Source organism: Mycobacterium sp. UM_CSW (genome assembly GCF_000455205.1).
Lineage (GTDB): Bacteria > Actinomycetota > Actinomycetes > Mycobacteriales > Mycobacteriaceae > Mycobacterium.
Map to the genome: position 1 here is coordinate 1 of NZ_AUWQ01000095.1, position 17,807 is coordinate 17,807.

Consider the following 17,807-nt stretch of genomic DNA (forward strand, 5'->3'; position numbering starts at 1 on the left):
CCACCGCCAGGCCCTCGACGTCCCTCGCGGCGATCGGGCGCGCCGAGCGCCGCTCGTGCCCGCCGACCCGGTGCGGTGTGCCCGCGCCGCGGTCGCCGCGCGAAGACGAGACCCGTGCGGTCGCGGGCGGGGCTTCGTCGGTCGCGGACCGCCGCGGCGCCTGCTCACCGGGATCGGTGCTTTCCGAGTCCAGCGTCACCTTGCGGGTGCGCTTGAGCGCGAAGGTGATCTCCTCAACCTCTTCGAACACGTGGCGCGCGGTGCGCAGCGGCTGGGTGGTGTTGTCGATGACCCGGGCGACGAACGGCGGGACCAGCGGACGAATCCAGCGGGCGGCGGCCTTGGTGGCGTCCGGAAGCGACGGGATCAGCGGCGTCGCCCGCTCCTCGTGCGGCTCGACCTCGCCGCCCGCCTCGACCGGGGCGGGCAGGTTCGCGGGGGTCTCGGGTGGCACCTCGACCTCGGGCTCCGGCTGGCCCGCGGGCAACGGCGCGATCGCCCGGCTGGCCGCCTCCGCCTCCGCCGCGATCGGCAGGTAGATGTCGTCTTGCACCGGCTCGAACGTCCGCCGCGACGACGCGCGCACCGGCGCCTCGAGGGCGTCCATCACCCGCCGGCGCTGCTGCTCGCGGTCGATCTCGGTCTGCGCCTCGATGGCGAGCCGCGCCTGCGTGAGTCGGTGCTCGGCCCACATGATCTCGGCCTCGCGGCGGACCTGCGCCCGTTTGATCGCGATGGCGGTTTCGGCCTCCATCTCGGCCCGTTCGCGCTCGGCCCGCGCGGTCGCATGCCGGTCGTGGGTCGTCTCGCCACGCCACAGCCGCAGGATCAGCGGCAGCAGGCACAACAGCGCGAAGAACGCGATCGCCGCCAGCCGCAGCGCCAACGGCCCGGCGGCGGCCAGGGTGACCTCGTTCATGGCGACCCAGCGCGCGCCGAGCCCCCGGCCGGCGTCCGCGGCCACGTCCTGACGCGCCCGGGTCAGGGCCTGCTCCTCGCGGGAGATCTGGGCGTCCAGTTCGGGCGCCTGGCGGTCACGGGTCGCCAACGCGTTGTCCAGTTCGTGCTGCGCGTCGGCGAGAAGCTCGTTCGCAGTTCGGGTTTCGGGCCCGGCCCCGGGCACGCCGGTGATCCGGGTCTGGGGGCAGGGTGGCGTCGGGTTGTACTCGCAGCGTGCCACGACCAAAGCCTGGTCCTGGCGTTCGCGGGCCTGCGCCACGGCGCGCTCGAGCCCGGCCCGCGCGTCCCTGGTTTGTTGCAGCGACGCCGAGGCCCGCACGACGGCCGGCGCCGAGTCGGCGTCGCGCAGCGCCCGTTCGTCGAGCCGGTGGTCGATCGAGCTGGCAAAGATGACGAGGGAGGCGAGCTCGCCGACAACGACCCCGACGGCGATCGCGACGGCCCCGCGCGCCACGACGCCAGGCCAGCGCCGCCGGGGTCCGCCGGCCGTGCCGCGGGTCACCGCACCAACCAGCAGGCCGAAGACGAGCGTCAGCGCCACGACGGCGAGCGTTGGCCAGCGGGTGGACTCCCGCAACGCCAGGCCGGCGACCAGCCAGGCCAGCGCGGCCGCGAGCAACACGACCGCGCCGGCCAGGGCTTCCTCGGCCTGAGCCTGCCGCTCGTGGCTTTCACCGAGCTCGCGCCGGTGGCCGCCGCCGAGCCAAGTGAGCGGTCCCTGGATCCGGGACTTGAACGAGCGCGACGCAGTAGCTTCCTGGGCGCACATCAGCTCTCAACACCTCCAAGTCAGTCCAGCCTCCCAGGCCGGCGGCCGGCGCACCGAATCCAGGCGCCACGCGTGTGGTGATGTTCACAGCGCAACGGGGTGGGTGCGGGGTCACATCCTCGTGATACCCATCGGGTCCGCCCAGCCTGGGCCGGGGCCACGCCTGGCTCGAATTTGCTACGACGCGAGCAGATCAGCGACGGTTCCGGCAGGGGACGTGAGACGGTATAAGCCTATGCCAAACCACGATTATGTCACCTACGAAGAGTTCGGCCGCAGGTTCTTCGAGGTCGCGGTCACCCCTGAGCGTGTCGCCGCTGCGTTCGCCGACATCGCGGGCAACGAGTTCGCCATGGAGCCCATTGCCCAGGGCCCCGGCGGGATCGCCAAAGTCAGCGCCAACGTCAAGATCCACGATCCCAAGGTGACCCGGCGCCTGGGGGAGGAGATCACATTCGTCATTCACATCCCGTTGGCCCTCGACCTACTGCTGGATCTGCGGCTCGACAAGCAGCGGTTCGTGGTTTCCGGAGACATCGCGCTGCGCGCCAGGGCACGGGCCGCCGAGCCCCTGCTGCTGATTGTCGACGTCGCCAAACCGCGCCCCTCCGACATCACGGTTAACGTGTCGTCGAAATCCTTCCGCGGCGAGGTGCTGCGCATCCTGGCGGGTGTCGACGGCGAGATCCGTCGCTTCATCGCCGCGTACGTCGCCGAGGAGATCGACTCGCCGCAGTCGCAGGCAGCGCAAGTGATCGACGTGGCCCACCAGTTGGCGGAGGCCTGGCCCTAAGCCGGCGCGCCGGGTTTATCCCTTCGGCACAGGCGGGTATGCGGTTGCAACGTCCGTGACCGCCTGACGAGGAGCGAGAACCGTTGGCACGAGTAGATGTTTCGATGGCGTCCGATGTGCCGCCGGAAACCGCCTGGAAGCTGGCGTCCGACCTGCGCCGGTTCGACGAGTGGTTGACGATTTTCGGTGGCTGGCGTGGGCCGGTTCCGTCGACGATCGAGAAGGGCACCTGCGTTTCGTCGTGCATCAAGGTCAAGGGCTTCCGGAACATCATCCACTGGGAAGTCACCTGTTACGACGCACCGAAAGCGGTTGAGCTGCAAGGCCGGGGCCGCGGCGGGATCCGCATCGGGGTAGGCGTGACGATCTCCGACGACCATCCCGGCTCGAAGTTTCACCTCACGGCGGACCTCAAGGGCGGGGTGCTCAGCGGGCCGGTCGGGGGACTGGTCGCCAGGGTGCTGCGCTCAGACATTCGCAATTCGGTCAACAACTTGGCGAACCTGCAGTAGCCCTGCGCCTACCGCCGATCGGTGTGCCAGCCTCGTTCGGCTTCTCGGATTTGCCTGCGGTCCATGGCAAGCCACGCCAGCCCGGCACCGAAGGCCAGCAATCCGACGATCGCTGCGTCAACGCCGCCGACCGCATCGCCCAGGGCGAAATTGATCACGCAGACCACCAGCGCCAACGCGGCCGCGGCGACGACGAGCAGGCCGGGGGAGCGCTCCCGATCACCCGCGAAATGACCCCGCGCGAGGTGCCCCATGACCGCCTCCTCCAATGTCGCTTTCGTTCGACCGCTCTCCCGCGGCTACCCGAAAGGCCGTCTGAGCAAACGACTTTGCCGTGTTCCAGCGTCTGGTCGCGCTAGTTAGGCGGGGTCGCGCGGCCGCAATCGGCGGACGGGCCGGGTCTCGATCGCGTTGACGGTCAGGGCCCGGCGGCTGATCCGCCAGCCCGCGTCGGTCAGCCGGTACTCGTCGTCGTAGCGCAGATGCCACACCACGTCGAGCACCTCGTCCCCGCGGTGGCTCCAGTGGTGCGCGATGCACGCGACCCGCCCGGCGGCGCTTCCGCCCGTTTCCGTCCCGTCGTACACCTCGCCGACGATGGCGTGTTCGGTGCGGGTGACCGCGGCGACGGCGGCCACCGCGGCGCCGATCGCCTCGCGGCCGCAGTGGGAATGGACCGGCTCCAGCGCGTCCGGCGGGTCGGGCACCGTCAGCTCGGCGGTCTCGGTGAAAAGTGTTGCGACCGAGTCGAATTGACGGTCATCCACATGGGCCGCGTATCGGTGCACCAGATCACTGAGGGCCGCGCGGTCGGCCGCCGAGAGGATCACGAGCTCAATGACAGCCGCTGGGCGCACGCCGACAGGACGTCCTTGGCCTCCTCGATGTCGGCGGTCGGCGGCATCGACAGCACGATCCGGTCGGCCCCCTGCTCGGCGAGGGCGCCGGCGCGCTCGGCATCGATCTTGGTGACGGCGTGGCCCAGCGATACCTCCAGCGCCGCCGGGTTGCGGCCGGCCGCCGACGCCTCGTCGCGCATCAGGGCGATCAAAGACGCGAGCTCCGGACTGGCCACGCCGAGCGGCTGCAGGCCGTCGCCGAACCGCCCGGCCCGGCGGGCCGCCGCCTTGCTATGCCCCCCGATGTAGATCGGAAGGTGTTCCCTGGCAACGGGTTTGGGATAACACACGACGTCGTCGAAGTGGAAGAACTCGCCGTGGTGCGACACCCCCTGCGGCGTGTCGGCCCACAGCGACCGCAACACGGCCAGCTGCTCGTCGGCCCGCCTGCCCCGGCTGTCGAATTCCGTGCCGCACGCCTCGACCTCCTCCCTGAGCCAGCCCACCCCCACGCACAGCCGCAGCCGGCCGCCCGAGAGCGCGTCGACGGTCGCCGCCCGCTTGGCAAGCACCACCGGGTGGTGGTTGGGCAGCACCAGCACGCCGGTGGCCAACCGCAGCCGGCTGGTGTGCCCGGCCAAAAAGGCGAGCATGTCGAGCGGGTCGGGTATCGGGCAGTCGGCGGCCAGCCCGACCCGGCCCGAGCTGTCGTACGGGTAGACGCTGTCGTAGCGGGTGGCCAGCACGGTGTGCTCGACAACCACGATCGATTCGAACCCGCACCGGTCCAGGTGGCCCGCGAAGCTCGCCATCCATTCCGGATCCGCGGTGACGCCTTCGGCGACCGGGGCCAGGACCGCGATTTTCGGGGAAGCCGTCATGGCCACCGAAGCTAACAGGTGGGGTTTATCGGGGCGCCGCGATCGCCTCTCGGACGGCCTCGGCCAGCGCGGCCGCCCGCCGATCGGTGAAAACGTCCTCGAGCAGCACCGGTCGGCCGTCGGGGCCGGTCAGCGGGACCCGCCAGTTCGGGTACTCGTCGGTGGTGCCCGGCTGGTTCTGGGTGCGCCGGTCGCCGACCGCGTCGGTCAGCGCCACCCCCAACAGCCGCGACGGCGTCCGGCCCAGGTAGCGGTAGAGGGCGAGAATCACCTGCTCCGGGTCGTCTTGAGCGTCAACGCCGTCGCCGAGCAGGCCGACCCGGCGCAGCTCGGCCATCCAGGCCGCCAGCTCGGCCCGGTCGGATTCGAGCTCGACCTCCACCGGCCGGGTCAGCAGCCCCAGGGACTCCCGCAGCCGGACATGGTCGCCGGCCAGGTAACCAGCCGTCGGCGGCAGATCGTGGGTGGTGACCGACGACAGGCAATACTCGCGCCAGCGCTCGGCCGGCAGCGGGCCGCCGTTCCCGTCGCGATCCAACTCGAACCACAGGATCGAGGTGCCCAGCACGCCCCGTAATAAGAGGTAGTCGCGGACCCACGGTTCGACGGTGCCGAGGTCTTCGCCGACGACGAGCGCCCCGGCGCGGTGGGCTTCCAGGGCGACGATGCCGATCATCGCTTCGTGGTCGTAGCGCACGTAGGTGCCCTCGGTCGGCGGGGCGCCGCCCGGGATCCACCACAGCCGGAACAAGCCGATGATGTGGTCGATGCGGACGCCGCCGGCGTGCCGCAGCACGGCCCGGATCAGCGCCCGAAAGGGGCGGTATTCGCACTCGTCCAGCCGGTCCGGACGCCACGGCGGCTGCGACCAGTCCTGGCCGAGTTGGTTGAACTCGTCCGGCGGCGCGCCGGCCGTCACGCCCAGCGCCATCACGTCCTGCAGGGCCCAGGTGTCGGCGCCGTTGGGATGCACGCCGACGGCCAGGTCGTGCATGACGCCCAACGCCATCCCCGCGCGTATCGCCTGGGATTGGGCCGAGGCGAGCTGTTCGTCGAGTTGCCACTGCAGCCAGCGGTGGAAATCGATGGCGTCCGAATTCCGTTCGACGAAGCCCGCGACGCCGGCGGCGCCGGGGTGCCGCAGCGACTCCGGCCAGCGGTGCCAGTCGTCGCCGTATTCCTCGGCCAGCGCACACCAGGTGGCGAAGTCGTCGAGCGCCCGGCCTTCCCGGTCGCGGAACGCGGCGTAGCCCAGCTCACGGCCCGCCGAGCGGGGCACCCGGTGCAGCAGCCGCAGCGCCTCGCGCTTGGCCGCCCAGGCGCCGTCGCGGTCGATGGCGTCGATTTTTGCCGCCCGGTGCTGGACGTCCGAACGCAGCCGGCGCACCCGTCCCCGCTTGGTCAGGTCGGCGTATTCGGGGATCGCCTCGACGCGAAGGTAGAGCGGGTTGAAGAAGCGGCGCGAAGTGGGCAGGTAGGGCGACGGCTCCATCCGGCTGCCGGCGCCGGCCGGCCCGGAAAACCCAGCGGCGTGCAGGGGGTTCACCAGCACGTAGTCGGCGCCATGGCGGGCCGCCGACCACACCGCGAGGTCACCCAGGTCGGTGAGGTCGCCGACGCCCCACGACTGCCGCGACCGCACGCTGTAGAGCTGCGCGGCCAGACCCCACGCGCGGCGCGCGCCGAGCTGCTCCGGCAGCCCGAGCCAGTCCGGCGTGACGATCAGCGCCGTGCTCGTCTCGGAGTCCCCGGAACGCAGGTGGACGCGGTGGTATCCGACCGGCAGGTGCGCCGGCAGGACGAAGCTGGCCTCACCGATCCAGCGGCCGTCCAGATCGAACGGCTGCGTGAAGTTGTCGACCTGTACCACCCCGCCGCGCACGGTGCCGTCCTCGAGCTGCAGCCACACTTCGGCGGGATCGCCGTGCGTCACGTGCACCCAGAATCGGATCTGCTCACCGGTTCGCCCGACGATGGTCGCCGGCATCCGGCGCTCCCAATACGACCGCCGCTGCGCGGTCAGGGCGACGTTGCGCTCTTGTTCGGTGCCGGCGGCGACGCCGAGCGCGGCAAGCACCGCCACCAGCGTGCGCTCACCGACGAGCACGCGCCGACCGGTCCAGTCGTCGTACTCGGTGGCGATGCCGAAGCGGCGGGCGAGTTCGACCAGCGAGGGCGCGAGCTCCGTCATGTCGCCCATCTTGCTTGAGAAGCCGTTCCGTCGCCTCATCGCCGAGCCGGACGGCGAAGCTGGGCATTCGACAGGACTAAGTGGCCGTCCCCGGTTAACATGCCCATTGAAGACGTGAGGAATCCAGCCGGGGGATGAGTGGGGAACAGCAAGACTGCCAGCGGCGCTGCTGGCACGGTTCGCAACACTCACGACCCGAACGAGGCGGGATTCGTCTGCGCGGCCAGATTGAATCCAAGTGAACGCGCACGGGAACGCGTGGCGAGGTGCGTGGGCGTCCCTTACGGTTGTCACGGTTGTCGAAGCAATTCGCGCCCGGATATTTTTCAAGGACAATGTCCAGGCGTTCTAGCAGACCGGATGGTGAATTAACGTGGCGGAAGAGAGTCGCGGGCAGCGGGGGTCGGGGTACGGCCTTGGGTTGTCGACCAAGACCCAGGTAACCGGCTACCAGTTCCTGGCTCGGCGGACCTCGATGGCACTGACCCGTTGGCGGGTCCGAATGGAGATCGAGCCCGGCCGCCGCCAGACGCTGGCCCTGGTGGCATCGGTTTCCGCCGGGTTGGTGATCTGCCTGGGCGCCCTGCTGTGGTCGTTCATCAGCCCGTCGGGCCAGATCAACGAGTCGCCGATCATCGCCGACCGCGATTCCGGCGCCCTCTACGTCCGCGTGGGTGACAAGTTGTACCCGGCGCTGAACCTGGCGTCGGCGCGGCTGATCACGGGGCGGCCCGACAACCCGCACCTGGTCCGGTCGAGCCAGATCGCGAGCCTCCCGCGCGGGCCCCTGGTGGGCATCCCGGGCGCGCCGTCGAACTTCGCCCCCAAGACCCCGTCCGCGTCGTCGTGGCTGGTATGCGACACCGTCGCCGGATCGACCGGCGTCGGGGCGCCATCCGGGGTGACCGTGACGGTCATCGACGGAACCCCCGACCTCAGCGGCCACCGGCAGGTCCTGAACGGCTCGGACGCCGTGGTGCTGCGGTACGGCGACGACGCCTGGGTGGTCCGGCAGGGGCGCCGGTCGAAGATCGACGCCATGAACCGCTCGGTGTTGTTGCCGCTGGGCTTGACGCCCGAGCAGGTCAGCATGGCGAAGCCGATGAGCCGCGCGCTCTACGACGCGCTGCCGGTGGGGCCGGAGCTGACGGTGCCCGAGATTCCCGGCGCCGGTGCCCCGGCGACGTTCGCGGGGGCGCCCGGCCCGGTGGGGACGGTGATTGTCACCCCGCAAATCAGTGGGCCACAACAGTATTCGTTGGTGTTGGCCGACGGCGTGCAGACGTTGCCCCCGCTGGTGGCGCAGATCCTGCAGAACGCCGGCGGCCCCGGCAACAACAAGCCGGTGACGGTCGAACCGTCGTCCCTGGCGAAGATGCCCGTGGTCAACAAGCTGGACCTGTCGTCGTATCCCGACAACCCGCTGAACGTGATGGACATCCGGGAGAACCCGGCGACCTGCTGGTGGTGGCAGAAGACCTCCGGTGAGAACCGGGCCCGCATCCAGGTCATCTCCGGGTCGACCATTCCCGTCGCGTCCAAGGAGATGAGCAAGGTCGTGTCGCTGGTGAAGGCCGACACCACCGGCCGCGAAGCCGACCAGGTGTACTTCGGGCCCGATCACGCCAACTTCGTGGCCGTCACCGGCAACGACCCGGGCGCCAAGACCACCGAATCGCTGTGGTGGCTGACCGACGCCGGCGCGCGGTTCGGGGTCGACGACACCCGCGAAGCCCGCGAGGCCCTCGGCCTCAAGACCGCTCCTAGCCTGGCGCCGTGGGTGGCGCTGCGGCTGCTGCCGCAAGGTCCGACCCTCTCTCGGGCGGACGCCTTGGTGGAGCACGACACCTTGCCCATGGACATGACCCCTGCAGAGTTGGTGGTACCCCGATGAAACGTGGATTCGCGCGCCCGACACCGGAGAAGCCCCCGGTCATCAAGCCGGAGAACATCGTCCTCCCGACCCCGCTGAGCATCCCGCCGCCGGAGGGCAAGCCGTGGTGGATCGTGGTGGTCGGCGTGGTCGTGATCGGCCTGCTGGGCGGCATGGTCGCGATGACCTTCGCCAGCGGCTCGCACGTCTTCGGCGGCGTCGGCGCGATCTTCCCGATCTTCATGATCGGCGGCATGGCGATGATGATGTTCGGTGGCCGCTTCGGCGGCCAGCAGCAGATGAGCCGGCCGAAGCTGGACGCGATGCGCGCCCAGTTCATGCTGATGCTCGACATGCTGCGCGAGACCGCGCACGAGTCGGCCGACAGCATGGACGCCAACTACCGCTGGTTCCACCCGGCGCCCGACACCCTGCCCGCCGCGGTGGGCTCGTCGCGGATGTGGGAGCGCAAGCCGGACGGCAAGGACCTCAACTTCGGTGTCGTCCGCGTCGGCGTGGGCATGACGCGTCCCGAGGTGACGTGGGGTGAGCCCCAGAACATGCCGACCGACATCGAGCTCGAGCCGGTGACCGGTAAGGCACTGCAGGAATTCGGCCGCTACCAGAGCGTCGTCTACAACCTGCCGAAGATGATTTCCCTGCTGGTCGAACCGTGGTACTCGCTGATCGGGGACCGCGAGCAGGTGCTGGGCCTGATGCGCGCGATCGTCTGCCAGCTGGCGTTTTCGCACGGTCCCGACCACGTGCAGATGGTCGTGGTCAGCTCCGACTTGGAGCAGTGGGATTGGGTGAAGTGGCTGCCGCACTTCGGTGACTCGCGGCGCCAGGACGCGGCCGGCAACGCCCGCATGGTCTACAGCTCGGTGCGCGAGTTCGCCGCGGAGCAGGCCGAATTGTTCGCCGGCCGTGGCTCTTTCACGCCCCGGCACGCCAGCTCGTCGGCGCAGACCCCGACGCCGCACACCGTGATCATCGCCGACGTCACGGACCCGCAATGGGAGTTCGTGATCAGCGCCGAGGGCATCGACGGCGTGACGTTCTTCGACCTGACCGGCTCGTCGATGTGGGCGTCCGTCCCCGAGCGGACGCTGCGGTTCGACGAACGCGGCGTGATCGAAGCCCTGCCGCGCGACCGCGACACCTGGATGGTCATCGACGAGAAGCCGTGGTTCTTCGCGCTCACCGACCACCTCAGCATCGGAGAGTCGGAGGAGTTCGCCCAGAAACTGGCGCGCTGGCGGCTGGCCGAGGCGTACGAAGAGATCGGTCAGCGGGTGGCCCACATCGGCGCCCGGGACATCCTGGCCTACTACGGGATCGACGATCCGGCCGACATCGACTTCGACTCGCTGTGGGGCAGCCGCACCGACGCGATGGGCCGGTCGCGGCTGCGCGCCCCGTTCGGCAACCGTTCCGACAACGGCGAGTTGCTGTTCTTGGACATGAAGTCGCTGGACGAAGGCGGCGACGGCCCGCACGGGGTCATGTCCGGTACGACCGGTTCGGGTAAGTCGACGCTGGTGCGAACCGTGATCGAGTCGCTGATGCTCGGCCACCCGCCGGAGGAGCTGCAGTTCGTGCTGGCCGACCTCAAGGGTGGTTCGGCCGTCAAGCCGTTCGCCGGTGTGCCGCACGTGTCGCGCATCATCACCGACCTGGAAGAAGACCAGGCCCTGATGGAGCGCTTCCTGGACGCGCTGTGGGGCGAGATCGCGCGCCGCAAGGCGATCTGCGACAGCGCCGGAGTCGACGACGCCAAGGAATACAACAGCGTGCGCTCCCGGATGCGGGCCCGCGGCCAGGACATGCCGCCGCTGCCCATGCTGGTGGTCGTCATCGACGAGTTCTACGAGTGGTTCCGCATCATGCCGACCGCCGTCGACGTGCTGGACTCGATCGGCCGTCAGGGCCGCGCCTACTGGATCCACCTGATGATGGCGTCCCAGACGATTGAGAGCCGGGCCGAAAAGCTCATGGAGAACATGGGTTACCGGTTGGTGCTGAAGGCCCGCACCGCCGGCGCGGCGCAGGCCGCCGGTGTGCCGAACGCGGTGAACCTGCCGGCCCAGGCGGGTCTGGGTTACTTCCGGCGGAGCCTCGAGGACATCGTCCGGTTCCAGGCCGAGTTCCTGTGGCGGGACTACATCTCGCGCGGCATCACCGTCGACGGCGAGGAGGCCCCGGCGTTGGTGCACAGCATCGATTACGTTCGGCCGCAACTGTTTACCAACTCGTTCACCCCCCTCGAGGTGAGCGTCGGGGGACCGACCATCGAGGCGGTTCACTCGAACGGCTCTAACGGTGAGCCGCTCGAGGTGTCAGAAGCCGAGGGCGAGGACGACGAGGGCATCAGGACGCCCAAGGTCGGCACGGTGATCATCGATCAGCTGCGCCGGATCGACTTCGAGCCCTACCGGTTGTGGCAGCCGCCGCTGAACGAACCCATCGCGATCGACGACCTGGTCAACCGGTTCATCGGCCGCTCGTGGCAGCAGGACTACGGCACCGAGCAGAACCTGGTGTTCCCGATCGGGATCATCGACCGGCCGTTCAAGCACGACCAGCCGCCGTGGACGGTCGACACTTCCGGTCCCGGTGCCAACGTGCTGATCCTGGGGGCCGGCGGTTCCGGTAAGACCACGGCGCTGCAGACGCTGATCTGCTCGGCGGCGCTGACCCACACGCCGGAGCAGGTCCAGTTCTACTGCCTGGCATACAGCGGCACCGCGCTTACCACGGTCGCCCGCCTGCCCCACGTGGGCGAGGTGGCCGGTCCGACCGACCCGTACGGCGTGCGCCGCACGGTGGCCGAGCTGCTGGCACTGGTTCGGGAGCGCAAGCGCAGCTTCCTCGAATACGGAATCGCCTCGATGGAGGTGTTCCGGCGCCGCAAGTTCGGCGGCGAGGCCGGCCCGGTGCCCAACGACGGGTTCGGCGACGTGTACCTGGTGATCGACAACTACCGGGCGCTGGCCGAGGAAAACGAGGTGCTGATCGAGCAGGTGAACCTGATCATCAACCAGGGTCCCTCGTTCGGCGTGCACGTCATCGTCACCGCGGACCGCGAGTCGGAGCTGCGGCCGCCGGTGCGGAGCGGTTTCGGCTCGCGCGTCGAATTGCGTTTGGCCGCAGTCGAAGACGCCAAGCTGGTGCGTTCCCGGTTCGCCAAGGAAGTCCCGGTCAAGCCGGGACGCGGCATGGTGGCGGTCAACTACGTCCGCCTCGACGCCGACCCGCAGGCCGGTCTGCACACGCTGGTCGCGCGGCCCGCGCTGGCCAGCACGCCCGACAACGTGTTCGCGTCGGACAGCATCGTCGAGGCGGTCAGCCGCCTGGCGAGCGGCCAGGCCCCGCCGATCCGCCGCCTGCCCGCGCGCTTCGGCGTCGAGCAGGTGCGCGAGCTGGCGGCCCGCGACACCCGCCAAGGGGTGGGTGCCGGCGGAATCGTCTGGGCCATATCGGAATTGGATCTGGCGCCGGTCTATTTGAATTTTGCCGAGAACGCGCACCTGATGGTGACGGGCCGGCGCGAGTGTGGCCGCACCACGACGCTGGCGACGATCATGTCGGAAATCGGGCGGCTGTACGCGCCCGGCGCCAGCAGCGCGCCACCGCCACCGGCCGGGCGGCCCTCCGCCCAGGTGTGGCTGGTCGACCCGCGCCGTCAGCTGCTGACGGTGCTGGGCTCGGAGTACGTGGAGAAGTTCGCGTACAACCTGGACGGCGTGCAGGCGATGATGAACGACATGTCCGCCCTGCTGGCGAGCCGCGAACCACCGCCCGGCCTGTCGGCGGAGGAGCTCTTGGCGCACTCGTGGTGGAGCGGCCCGGAGATCTTCCTCATCGTCGACGACATCCAGCAGCTGCCGGCCGGTTTCGATTCGCCGCTGCACAAGGCCGCCGCCTGGGTGACCAGGGCCGCCGATGTGGGCCTGCACGTGATCGTCACCCGCACGTTCGGTGGCTGGTCGTCGGCGGGCAGCGACCCGATGCTGCGGGCACTGCACCAGGCGAACGCGCCGCTGCTGGTGATGGACGCCGACCCCGACGAGGGCTTCATCCGCGGCAAGATGAAGGGCGGCCCGCTGCCCCGCGGTCGAGGCCTGCTGATGGCCGAGGACACCGGCGTGTTCGTCCAGGTGGCCGCGACCGAGTTCCGCAAGTAGGGACCGCTACTGGGATTGGCCGCTGCGCTGGGTCTGAAAGAGATCAGGCCCAGCGCAGCGGTAATGTCTTGAGCGCGAAGGTCTTCGACGGGAACTTGATCTCCGGCGCGTAATCCTCGGGCAGTTCGAAGTCCGGGATCTGCTTGAGCCATTCCGCCACGATGATGGTCAGCTCGATGCGCGCCAGGTGGGAACCCAGGCAGCGGTGCGGCCCGCCGCCGAATCCCCAGTGCCGGTGCACCTTGCCGTCCAGGAACAGCTCATCGGTGGACATCGGGTCGCTGCCGTCCCGGTTCACCGCGGCCATGCACAACCGCACCGGTGTGCCCGCGGGCAGCGTCATGCCCCCGACCTCGACGATCTCCGTCGTCACCCGGGGCGCCACCGGCGCCGACGGCTCGAGCCGCACGATCTCCTCGATGAAAACCCTGATCTGCCGGGGATTGTCGCGCAGCGCCGCACGCAGGTCGGGCCGGCGCGCCAGGTGGTAGAGCGAGAACCCGATGGACGCGGTCACCGTGTCCAGGCCGGCGAGGATCAGCAGGTGGCTCATGCCCAGCAGCTCGAGGTCGGTGAAGTTCCCCTCGCCGGTCATCACCCGGGACAACATGTCGGTGCCCGGATTTTCCCGCCGCTTCTGGATGGCGTCGGTGAGGTACGCGAGCAGCTTGCGGGCTTTCTCGTGGTCCTCCTGCGTCATGTAGGGCCGCTCCCCGATGACGGCGTCCTTCCAATCGATGATGAGGTCACGATCCTCGACCGGTAAGCCGTAGAGATCGAGGAATACCTGATAGGGGTACAGCCGCGCGAAATCCGCCATCGCGTCGCACTTGCCTTGTTCGGCGAGCGCGGCGATCATCTCGGCGGCGTGCCGCTGCAGCACCGGCCGCGACGCGCTCAGTCCCTGCGGGCTGAAGTACGGCTGCAGGATCTTGCGGTAGCGGGTGTGTTCCGGCGGATCGAAGGCCAGCGGCACGACCGGCAACGGGCTGCCCGGGGGTTGCAGCGCCAGCCGCGACGAGAACACCTTGGTGCTGCGCAGCGCGGCGAGCACGTCCTCACGCCGCGTCAGGTAGTAGTGGCCGTTCATGAACACCACCGGCCCGGCGTCCCGCAGGGTCTTCCATCCGACGCCGCGGTCGGCGGACATCGGCAGCTTGGTGTATTCCAGCCGGGGTAGGTGGAAGGCGGCCGGCTGGCCTTCGCCGAGAGTGCTCATGCGCTCTGATCTCCGCTTGTCCGTTCGGTTTTCGTGTTGTCGCCGCCGGACCCGCCCGGATCCTCTCGTCACCGGCTTGTCGACGGCACATCAATATCCCACGTGCGACGAGGGGGACACCAATCGTGTAGGCCCCGATCGGCAACCGTCTCATAGACTTTATCGACCGGCTAATCTACCTATCGATCGTCCGTTCCGGGTTTTCGCGAATGCCGCCGAAGGAAACGAAGAAGGAAACCTTGTGAAGGTTCGTCTCGAAACGTCCAAATGCGTAGGCCACGCTCAGTGCTATGCCGTGGATCCAAACCTGTTCCCAATCGACGAGTCGGGCTATTCGATCCTCGAGGAGCACGAGGTGCGGCCCGAGGATGAACAGTTGACACGCGACGGCGTGGCCTCGTGCCCGGAAATGGCGCTGATCCTCGAAGAGGACTAGCAGCCCAGCAAGGCGAACCGGTGGGGAAACGCACGATGAACATTCGGTTGTCTCTGGTAAACCGCCGCTGGCCGGGAGTGAACATTGGTTGGCTGGGAATGAACAGTTGGCATCGTCGGTCGGAGCGCCTGGCGTGAGCAGCTAATGTCGTTCGCGAGCGGCAGTTCAGGCACCAAAGAGCTGTCGCTCGGTTGCTGACAGCGGGTTAGTCGAGGCGGAATGGGCATGTCGTTCCTGACCGGAAGTCCAGGCAATCCTGGTGCCGGAGCACCTATTTCGGGCAGAGGGAAGCGGCGCGCCGCGGTCCGCGGAACGTCCGATCGACTGGGTTTGCTGGTCAACAACGTTGTGACCGCAACCACCATGGCTTGTACCTGACCGCGATGATCGCCGCCGCGATCGTGGCCAACTGAGGAGGACACGGTGTTCGACTTCGGAGCGCTACCGCCCGAAATCAATTCCGGTCGGATGTATGCGGGTCCAGGGGCGGAGTCGATCATGGTCGCCGCGACCGCGTGGGACGAGCTGGCGTCGGAGCTGAGCACGGCTGCTTCTGGTTACGACTCGGTGATCAACGATTTGATCAGCGCTCCCTGGGTCGGGCCGTCGTCGACGGCGATGCTCAACGCGGTGGTGCCCTACGTGAGTTGGCTCAGCACGGCCGCCGGCCTGGCCGAGGACAGCGCCAGCCAGGCCCGCGCAGCCGCGGGCGCTTTCGAGGAGGCGTTTGCGCTGACGGTGCCGCCGCCGGTGATCGTGGCCAACCGGGTGCTGTTGGCGACGCTGGTCGCGACCAACTTCTTCGGGCAGAACACGCCCGCGATCATGGCCACCGAGGCCCAGTACATGGAGATGTGGGCCCAGGACGCTGCCGCGATGTACGGCTACGCCGCCTCCTCGGCCGCCGCCACGGTGCTGACCCCGTATCCGGAGCCGCCGAACACCAGCACCCCAACCGCGGCGGCCAACCAGAGCGCCGCCGTTGCCCAGGCCACCGCCCAGCCGGCCGCGCAGACGGTGCTGGACCAGATCGCGGCCATCCCTCAGGCATTGCAGCAACTCGCGCTGCAGCAGGTGTCGAGTTACACCTTCACCAACTGGCCGTTCTCGATGCTGCAGCAGCAACTGCAATCCTTCCTCAAGTACGGGCTTCCGACCGCGACCAACGACTGGTTCGGGATCCGGAACAACGGGTTGGCCTTCCCGTCCAGCGGCATCAGCCCGTTGGGCAACGAGATACGGCAGTTCGCGCAGGCCTACTTCGGGGTGGGTATCGGAAACTTCGGGTGGTCGATCGGCCAGCAGCTCACCTTCGGCCCCGGCGGTGCGACGGCCGGTGCCGGTGGTGCCTGGTTCCCGACACCGCAGTTCGCCGGCCTGCACCTGGGCGGCATCGGAGGCCTGGGCGGCGTGCACCCCGCCGGCGCCGTTTCGGCGAGCGCCGGCGAGGCCGGCAGGATCGGGGGACTGTCGGTTCCCGCGAACTGGACCAACCCGGCCGCGCAGGCAACACTGGTCAGCGCCGTGTCCGAAGAGACGCCGCCCGTCAATGCGGGTGGCGGCGCCGTACCGGGGAACGCCCTGCTGCGCGGCATCCCGACCGGGGCCGTCGGACGGCGCAGCGCCGGCTACGGCTACACCACCAAGTACGGCTTCCGCTATAGCGTCCTGACCCGACCGCCGTCGGCCGGATGATCGAGAGGCGGCGAACGATGACCTTCCAGCCGGCAAACCTGCCCAGGGCTGCCCCGAGTGAACAGCAGTTGTCCAGCAATGAACAGTTGGCGCTAAGGAGGCGCGACCCGACGGGATCCAATTAGTCTCACTAGCAAGCCCTGTCTGAAGCGAACTTCAGCAGCGAAGAGCATTCCTTGAAGGTCATCGAGCCTGAAAGTTGAGGAGGAAACGAAAATGTCGTTTGTGACTACCCAGCCCGAAGCTTTGGCGGCGGCGGCAGGCAGTTTGCAGGGTATCGGCTCGGCGTTGAGCGCCCAGAACGCCGCGGCGGCGGCCGCGACGACCGGGGTGGTGCCCGCTGCCGCCGATGAGGTGTCGGCGCTGACCGCGGCCCAGTTCGCCGCGCACGCCCAGATGTACCAGGCCGTCAGCGCACAGGCCGCGGCCATCCACGAGCAGTTCGTCAGCACCCTGGGCATCAGCTCCGGGTCCTACGCGGCGACCGAGGCGGCCAACGCGGCCGCGGCCGGCTAGGGGGTTTAGGACATGACAATGGATCTCGGAGCACTACCTCCCGAAGTCAGTTCCGCGATGATCTACTCGGGCCCGGGTTCGTCGTCGCTGATGGCGGCCGCGTCGGCGTGGAACGGCGTTGCCGCCGAGCTGACTTCGGCCGCGATGGGCTACGACAACATCGTGACGGCGCTGGCCAGCGAGGAGTGGATGGGGCCGGCGTCGGCGTCGATGGCGTCGGCCGCTCAGCAGTATCTGCAGTGGATGACGACGACCGCCGGTCAAGCCGAGGAGGCGGCCGCCCAGGCCCAGTCGGCCGCAGCGGCCTACGAGACGGTGTTGGCCTCGGTGGTGCCCCCGCCGGAGATCGCCATCAACCGCACCATGCTGACCCAGGCCCAGGCGACCAACATCCTGGGTCAGAACAACGGGATCATCGCGCAGCTGGAGGCGCAGTACGCCGAGTTCTGGGCGCAGAACGCCTCCGCGTTGTACAGCTACGCCAATCAGTCCGCGGCGGCGGCCAAGGTGACGCCGTTCCAGAACGCGCCCACCGTTGCCAACCCGGCAGCCGCGGCCGTCACTCAGTCCGCGGCACCGGCGGCCTCGATCCAGCAGACCCTGCAGAGTTATCTCACCCAGATTCAGCAGGCGCTGGGCGCGCTCGGCTCTCCGGCCACGACGAACTCGTTTGTCTCGCAGTTCTCGAACTCCAACCCGTTGATCAGCGAGGTCTGGTTCCTGTTGACCGGTCAGACGATTCTGCCGTCGAACATCGGTACCGCGCTGGGTGGCTACTCGAACTACGCGAGCTTCTTCTACAACACCGAGGGTCTGCCGTACTTCAGCGTTGGTATGGGCAACTTCGGTGTTCAGATGGCCAAGACCCTGGGCGCCATCACCGGCCCGGCGGCGGCAGCGGCCGCCGTCCCGAAGGGCCTGCCCGGGCTGGGCGGC

General features: G+C 68.9%; 14 protein-coding genes. 8 read left to right on the forward strand and 6 right to left on the reverse strand.

From position 1 onward, the window contains the following. Nucleotides 1-1,729, reverse strand: a 1,729-nt coding sequence (locus N415_RS25585) for a DUF4407 domain-containing protein (RefSeq protein WP_068187766.1), incomplete at its 3' end; no start/stop codon positions are given. A 235-nt stretch (nt 1,730-1,964) separates the two neighbouring features. Here N415_RS25585 and N415_RS25590 point away from each other — a divergent pair. Continuing rightward, entirely contained in the window at nt 1,965-2,522 is a 558-nt protein-coding gene (locus N415_RS25590; protein ID WP_068187768.1) for a hypothetical protein, read from the forward strand. Between the two features lie 83 nt (nt 2,523-2,605). After that, nucleotides 2,606-3,034, forward strand: a complete 429-nt coding sequence (locus N415_RS25595) for an SRPBCC family protein (protein WP_193376509.1) — start codon at nt 2,606-2,608, stop codon at nt 3,032-3,034. 8 nt (nt 3,035-3,042) lie between these two features. Here N415_RS25595 and N415_RS25600 read toward each other — a convergent pair whose 3' ends face one another. The 4 genes from N415_RS25600 to malQ form a co-directional block, all read right to left on the reverse strand. After that, nucleotides 3,043-3,288, reverse strand: coding sequence for a hypothetical protein (locus N415_RS25600; RefSeq protein ID WP_068187783.1), 246 nt, complete (start codon nt 3,286-3,288; stop codon nt 3,043-3,045). A gap of 105 nt (nt 3,289-3,393) precedes the next feature. Beyond that, nucleotides 3,394-3,864: a nuclear transport factor 2 family protein gene (locus N415_RS25605; RefSeq protein ID WP_068187771.1), complete on the reverse strand. Its 471-nt coding sequence runs from the start codon at nt 3,862-3,864 to the stop codon at nt 3,394-3,396. Continuing rightward, nucleotides 3,861-4,754: an LLM class F420-dependent oxidoreductase gene (locus N415_RS25610; protein ID WP_068187785.1), complete on the reverse strand. Its 894-nt coding sequence runs from the start codon at nt 4,752-4,754 to the stop codon at nt 3,861-3,863. The genes N415_RS25605 and N415_RS25610 overlap by 4 nt, the downstream gene beginning before the upstream one ends. Nucleotides 4,755-4,779: 25 nt before the next feature. Further along, nucleotides 4,780-6,945: a 4-alpha-glucanotransferase gene (gene malQ / locus N415_RS25615; RefSeq protein ID WP_068187786.1), complete on the reverse strand. Its 2,166-nt coding sequence runs from the start codon at nt 6,943-6,945 to the stop codon at nt 4,780-4,782. A 373-nt stretch (nt 6,946-7,318) separates the two neighbouring features. Between malQ and eccB the strand changes: the two genes are divergently transcribed. Further along, nucleotides 7,319-8,839 (forward strand): type VII secretion protein EccB, encoded by a 1,521-nt coding sequence (gene eccB / locus N415_RS25620; protein ID WP_068187773.1) that lies wholly within the window; start codon nt 7,319-7,321, stop codon nt 8,837-8,839. Continuing rightward, nucleotides 8,836-13,005 (forward strand): type VII secretion protein EccCa, encoded by a 4,170-nt coding sequence (eccCa, locus tag N415_RS25625; protein ID WP_068187776.1) that lies wholly within the window; start codon nt 8,836-8,838, stop codon nt 13,003-13,005. Before eccB ends, eccCa begins: the two co-directional genes overlap by 4 nt. 43 nt (nt 13,006-13,048) lie before the next feature. Here eccCa and N415_RS25630 read toward each other — a convergent pair whose 3' ends face one another. Beyond that, nucleotides 13,049-14,224 (reverse strand): cytochrome P450, encoded by a 1,176-nt coding sequence (locus N415_RS25630; RefSeq protein ID WP_068187778.1) that lies wholly within the window; start codon nt 14,222-14,224, stop codon nt 13,049-13,051. Nucleotides 14,225-14,465: 241 nt separating this feature from the next. Here N415_RS25630 and N415_RS25635 point away from each other — a divergent pair, with 241 nt between their 5' ends. From N415_RS25635 to N415_RS25650, 4 genes are all read left to right on the forward strand, one after another. Continuing rightward, nucleotides 14,466-14,660 (forward strand): ferredoxin, encoded by a 195-nt coding sequence (locus N415_RS25635; RefSeq protein WP_068103733.1) that lies wholly within the window; start codon nt 14,466-14,468, stop codon nt 14,658-14,660. A 423-nt stretch (nt 14,661-15,083) separates the two neighbouring features. Further along, complete coding sequence (locus N415_RS25640) at nt 15,084-16,355, forward strand: PPE family protein (protein ID WP_068187779.1); 1,272 nt, start codon at nt 15,084-15,086, stop codon at nt 16,353-16,355. A gap of 216 nt (nt 16,356-16,571) precedes the next feature. Continuing rightward, nucleotides 16,572-16,871, forward strand: a complete 300-nt coding sequence (locus N415_RS25645) for a PE family protein (protein ID WP_068187780.1) — start codon at nt 16,572-16,574, stop codon at nt 16,869-16,871. Nucleotides 16,872-16,883: 12 nt separating this feature from the next. Beyond that, nucleotides 16,884-17,807 (forward strand): PPE family protein (locus N415_RS25650; protein WP_081665510.1); only part of this gene is annotated, 924 nt, incomplete at its 3' end.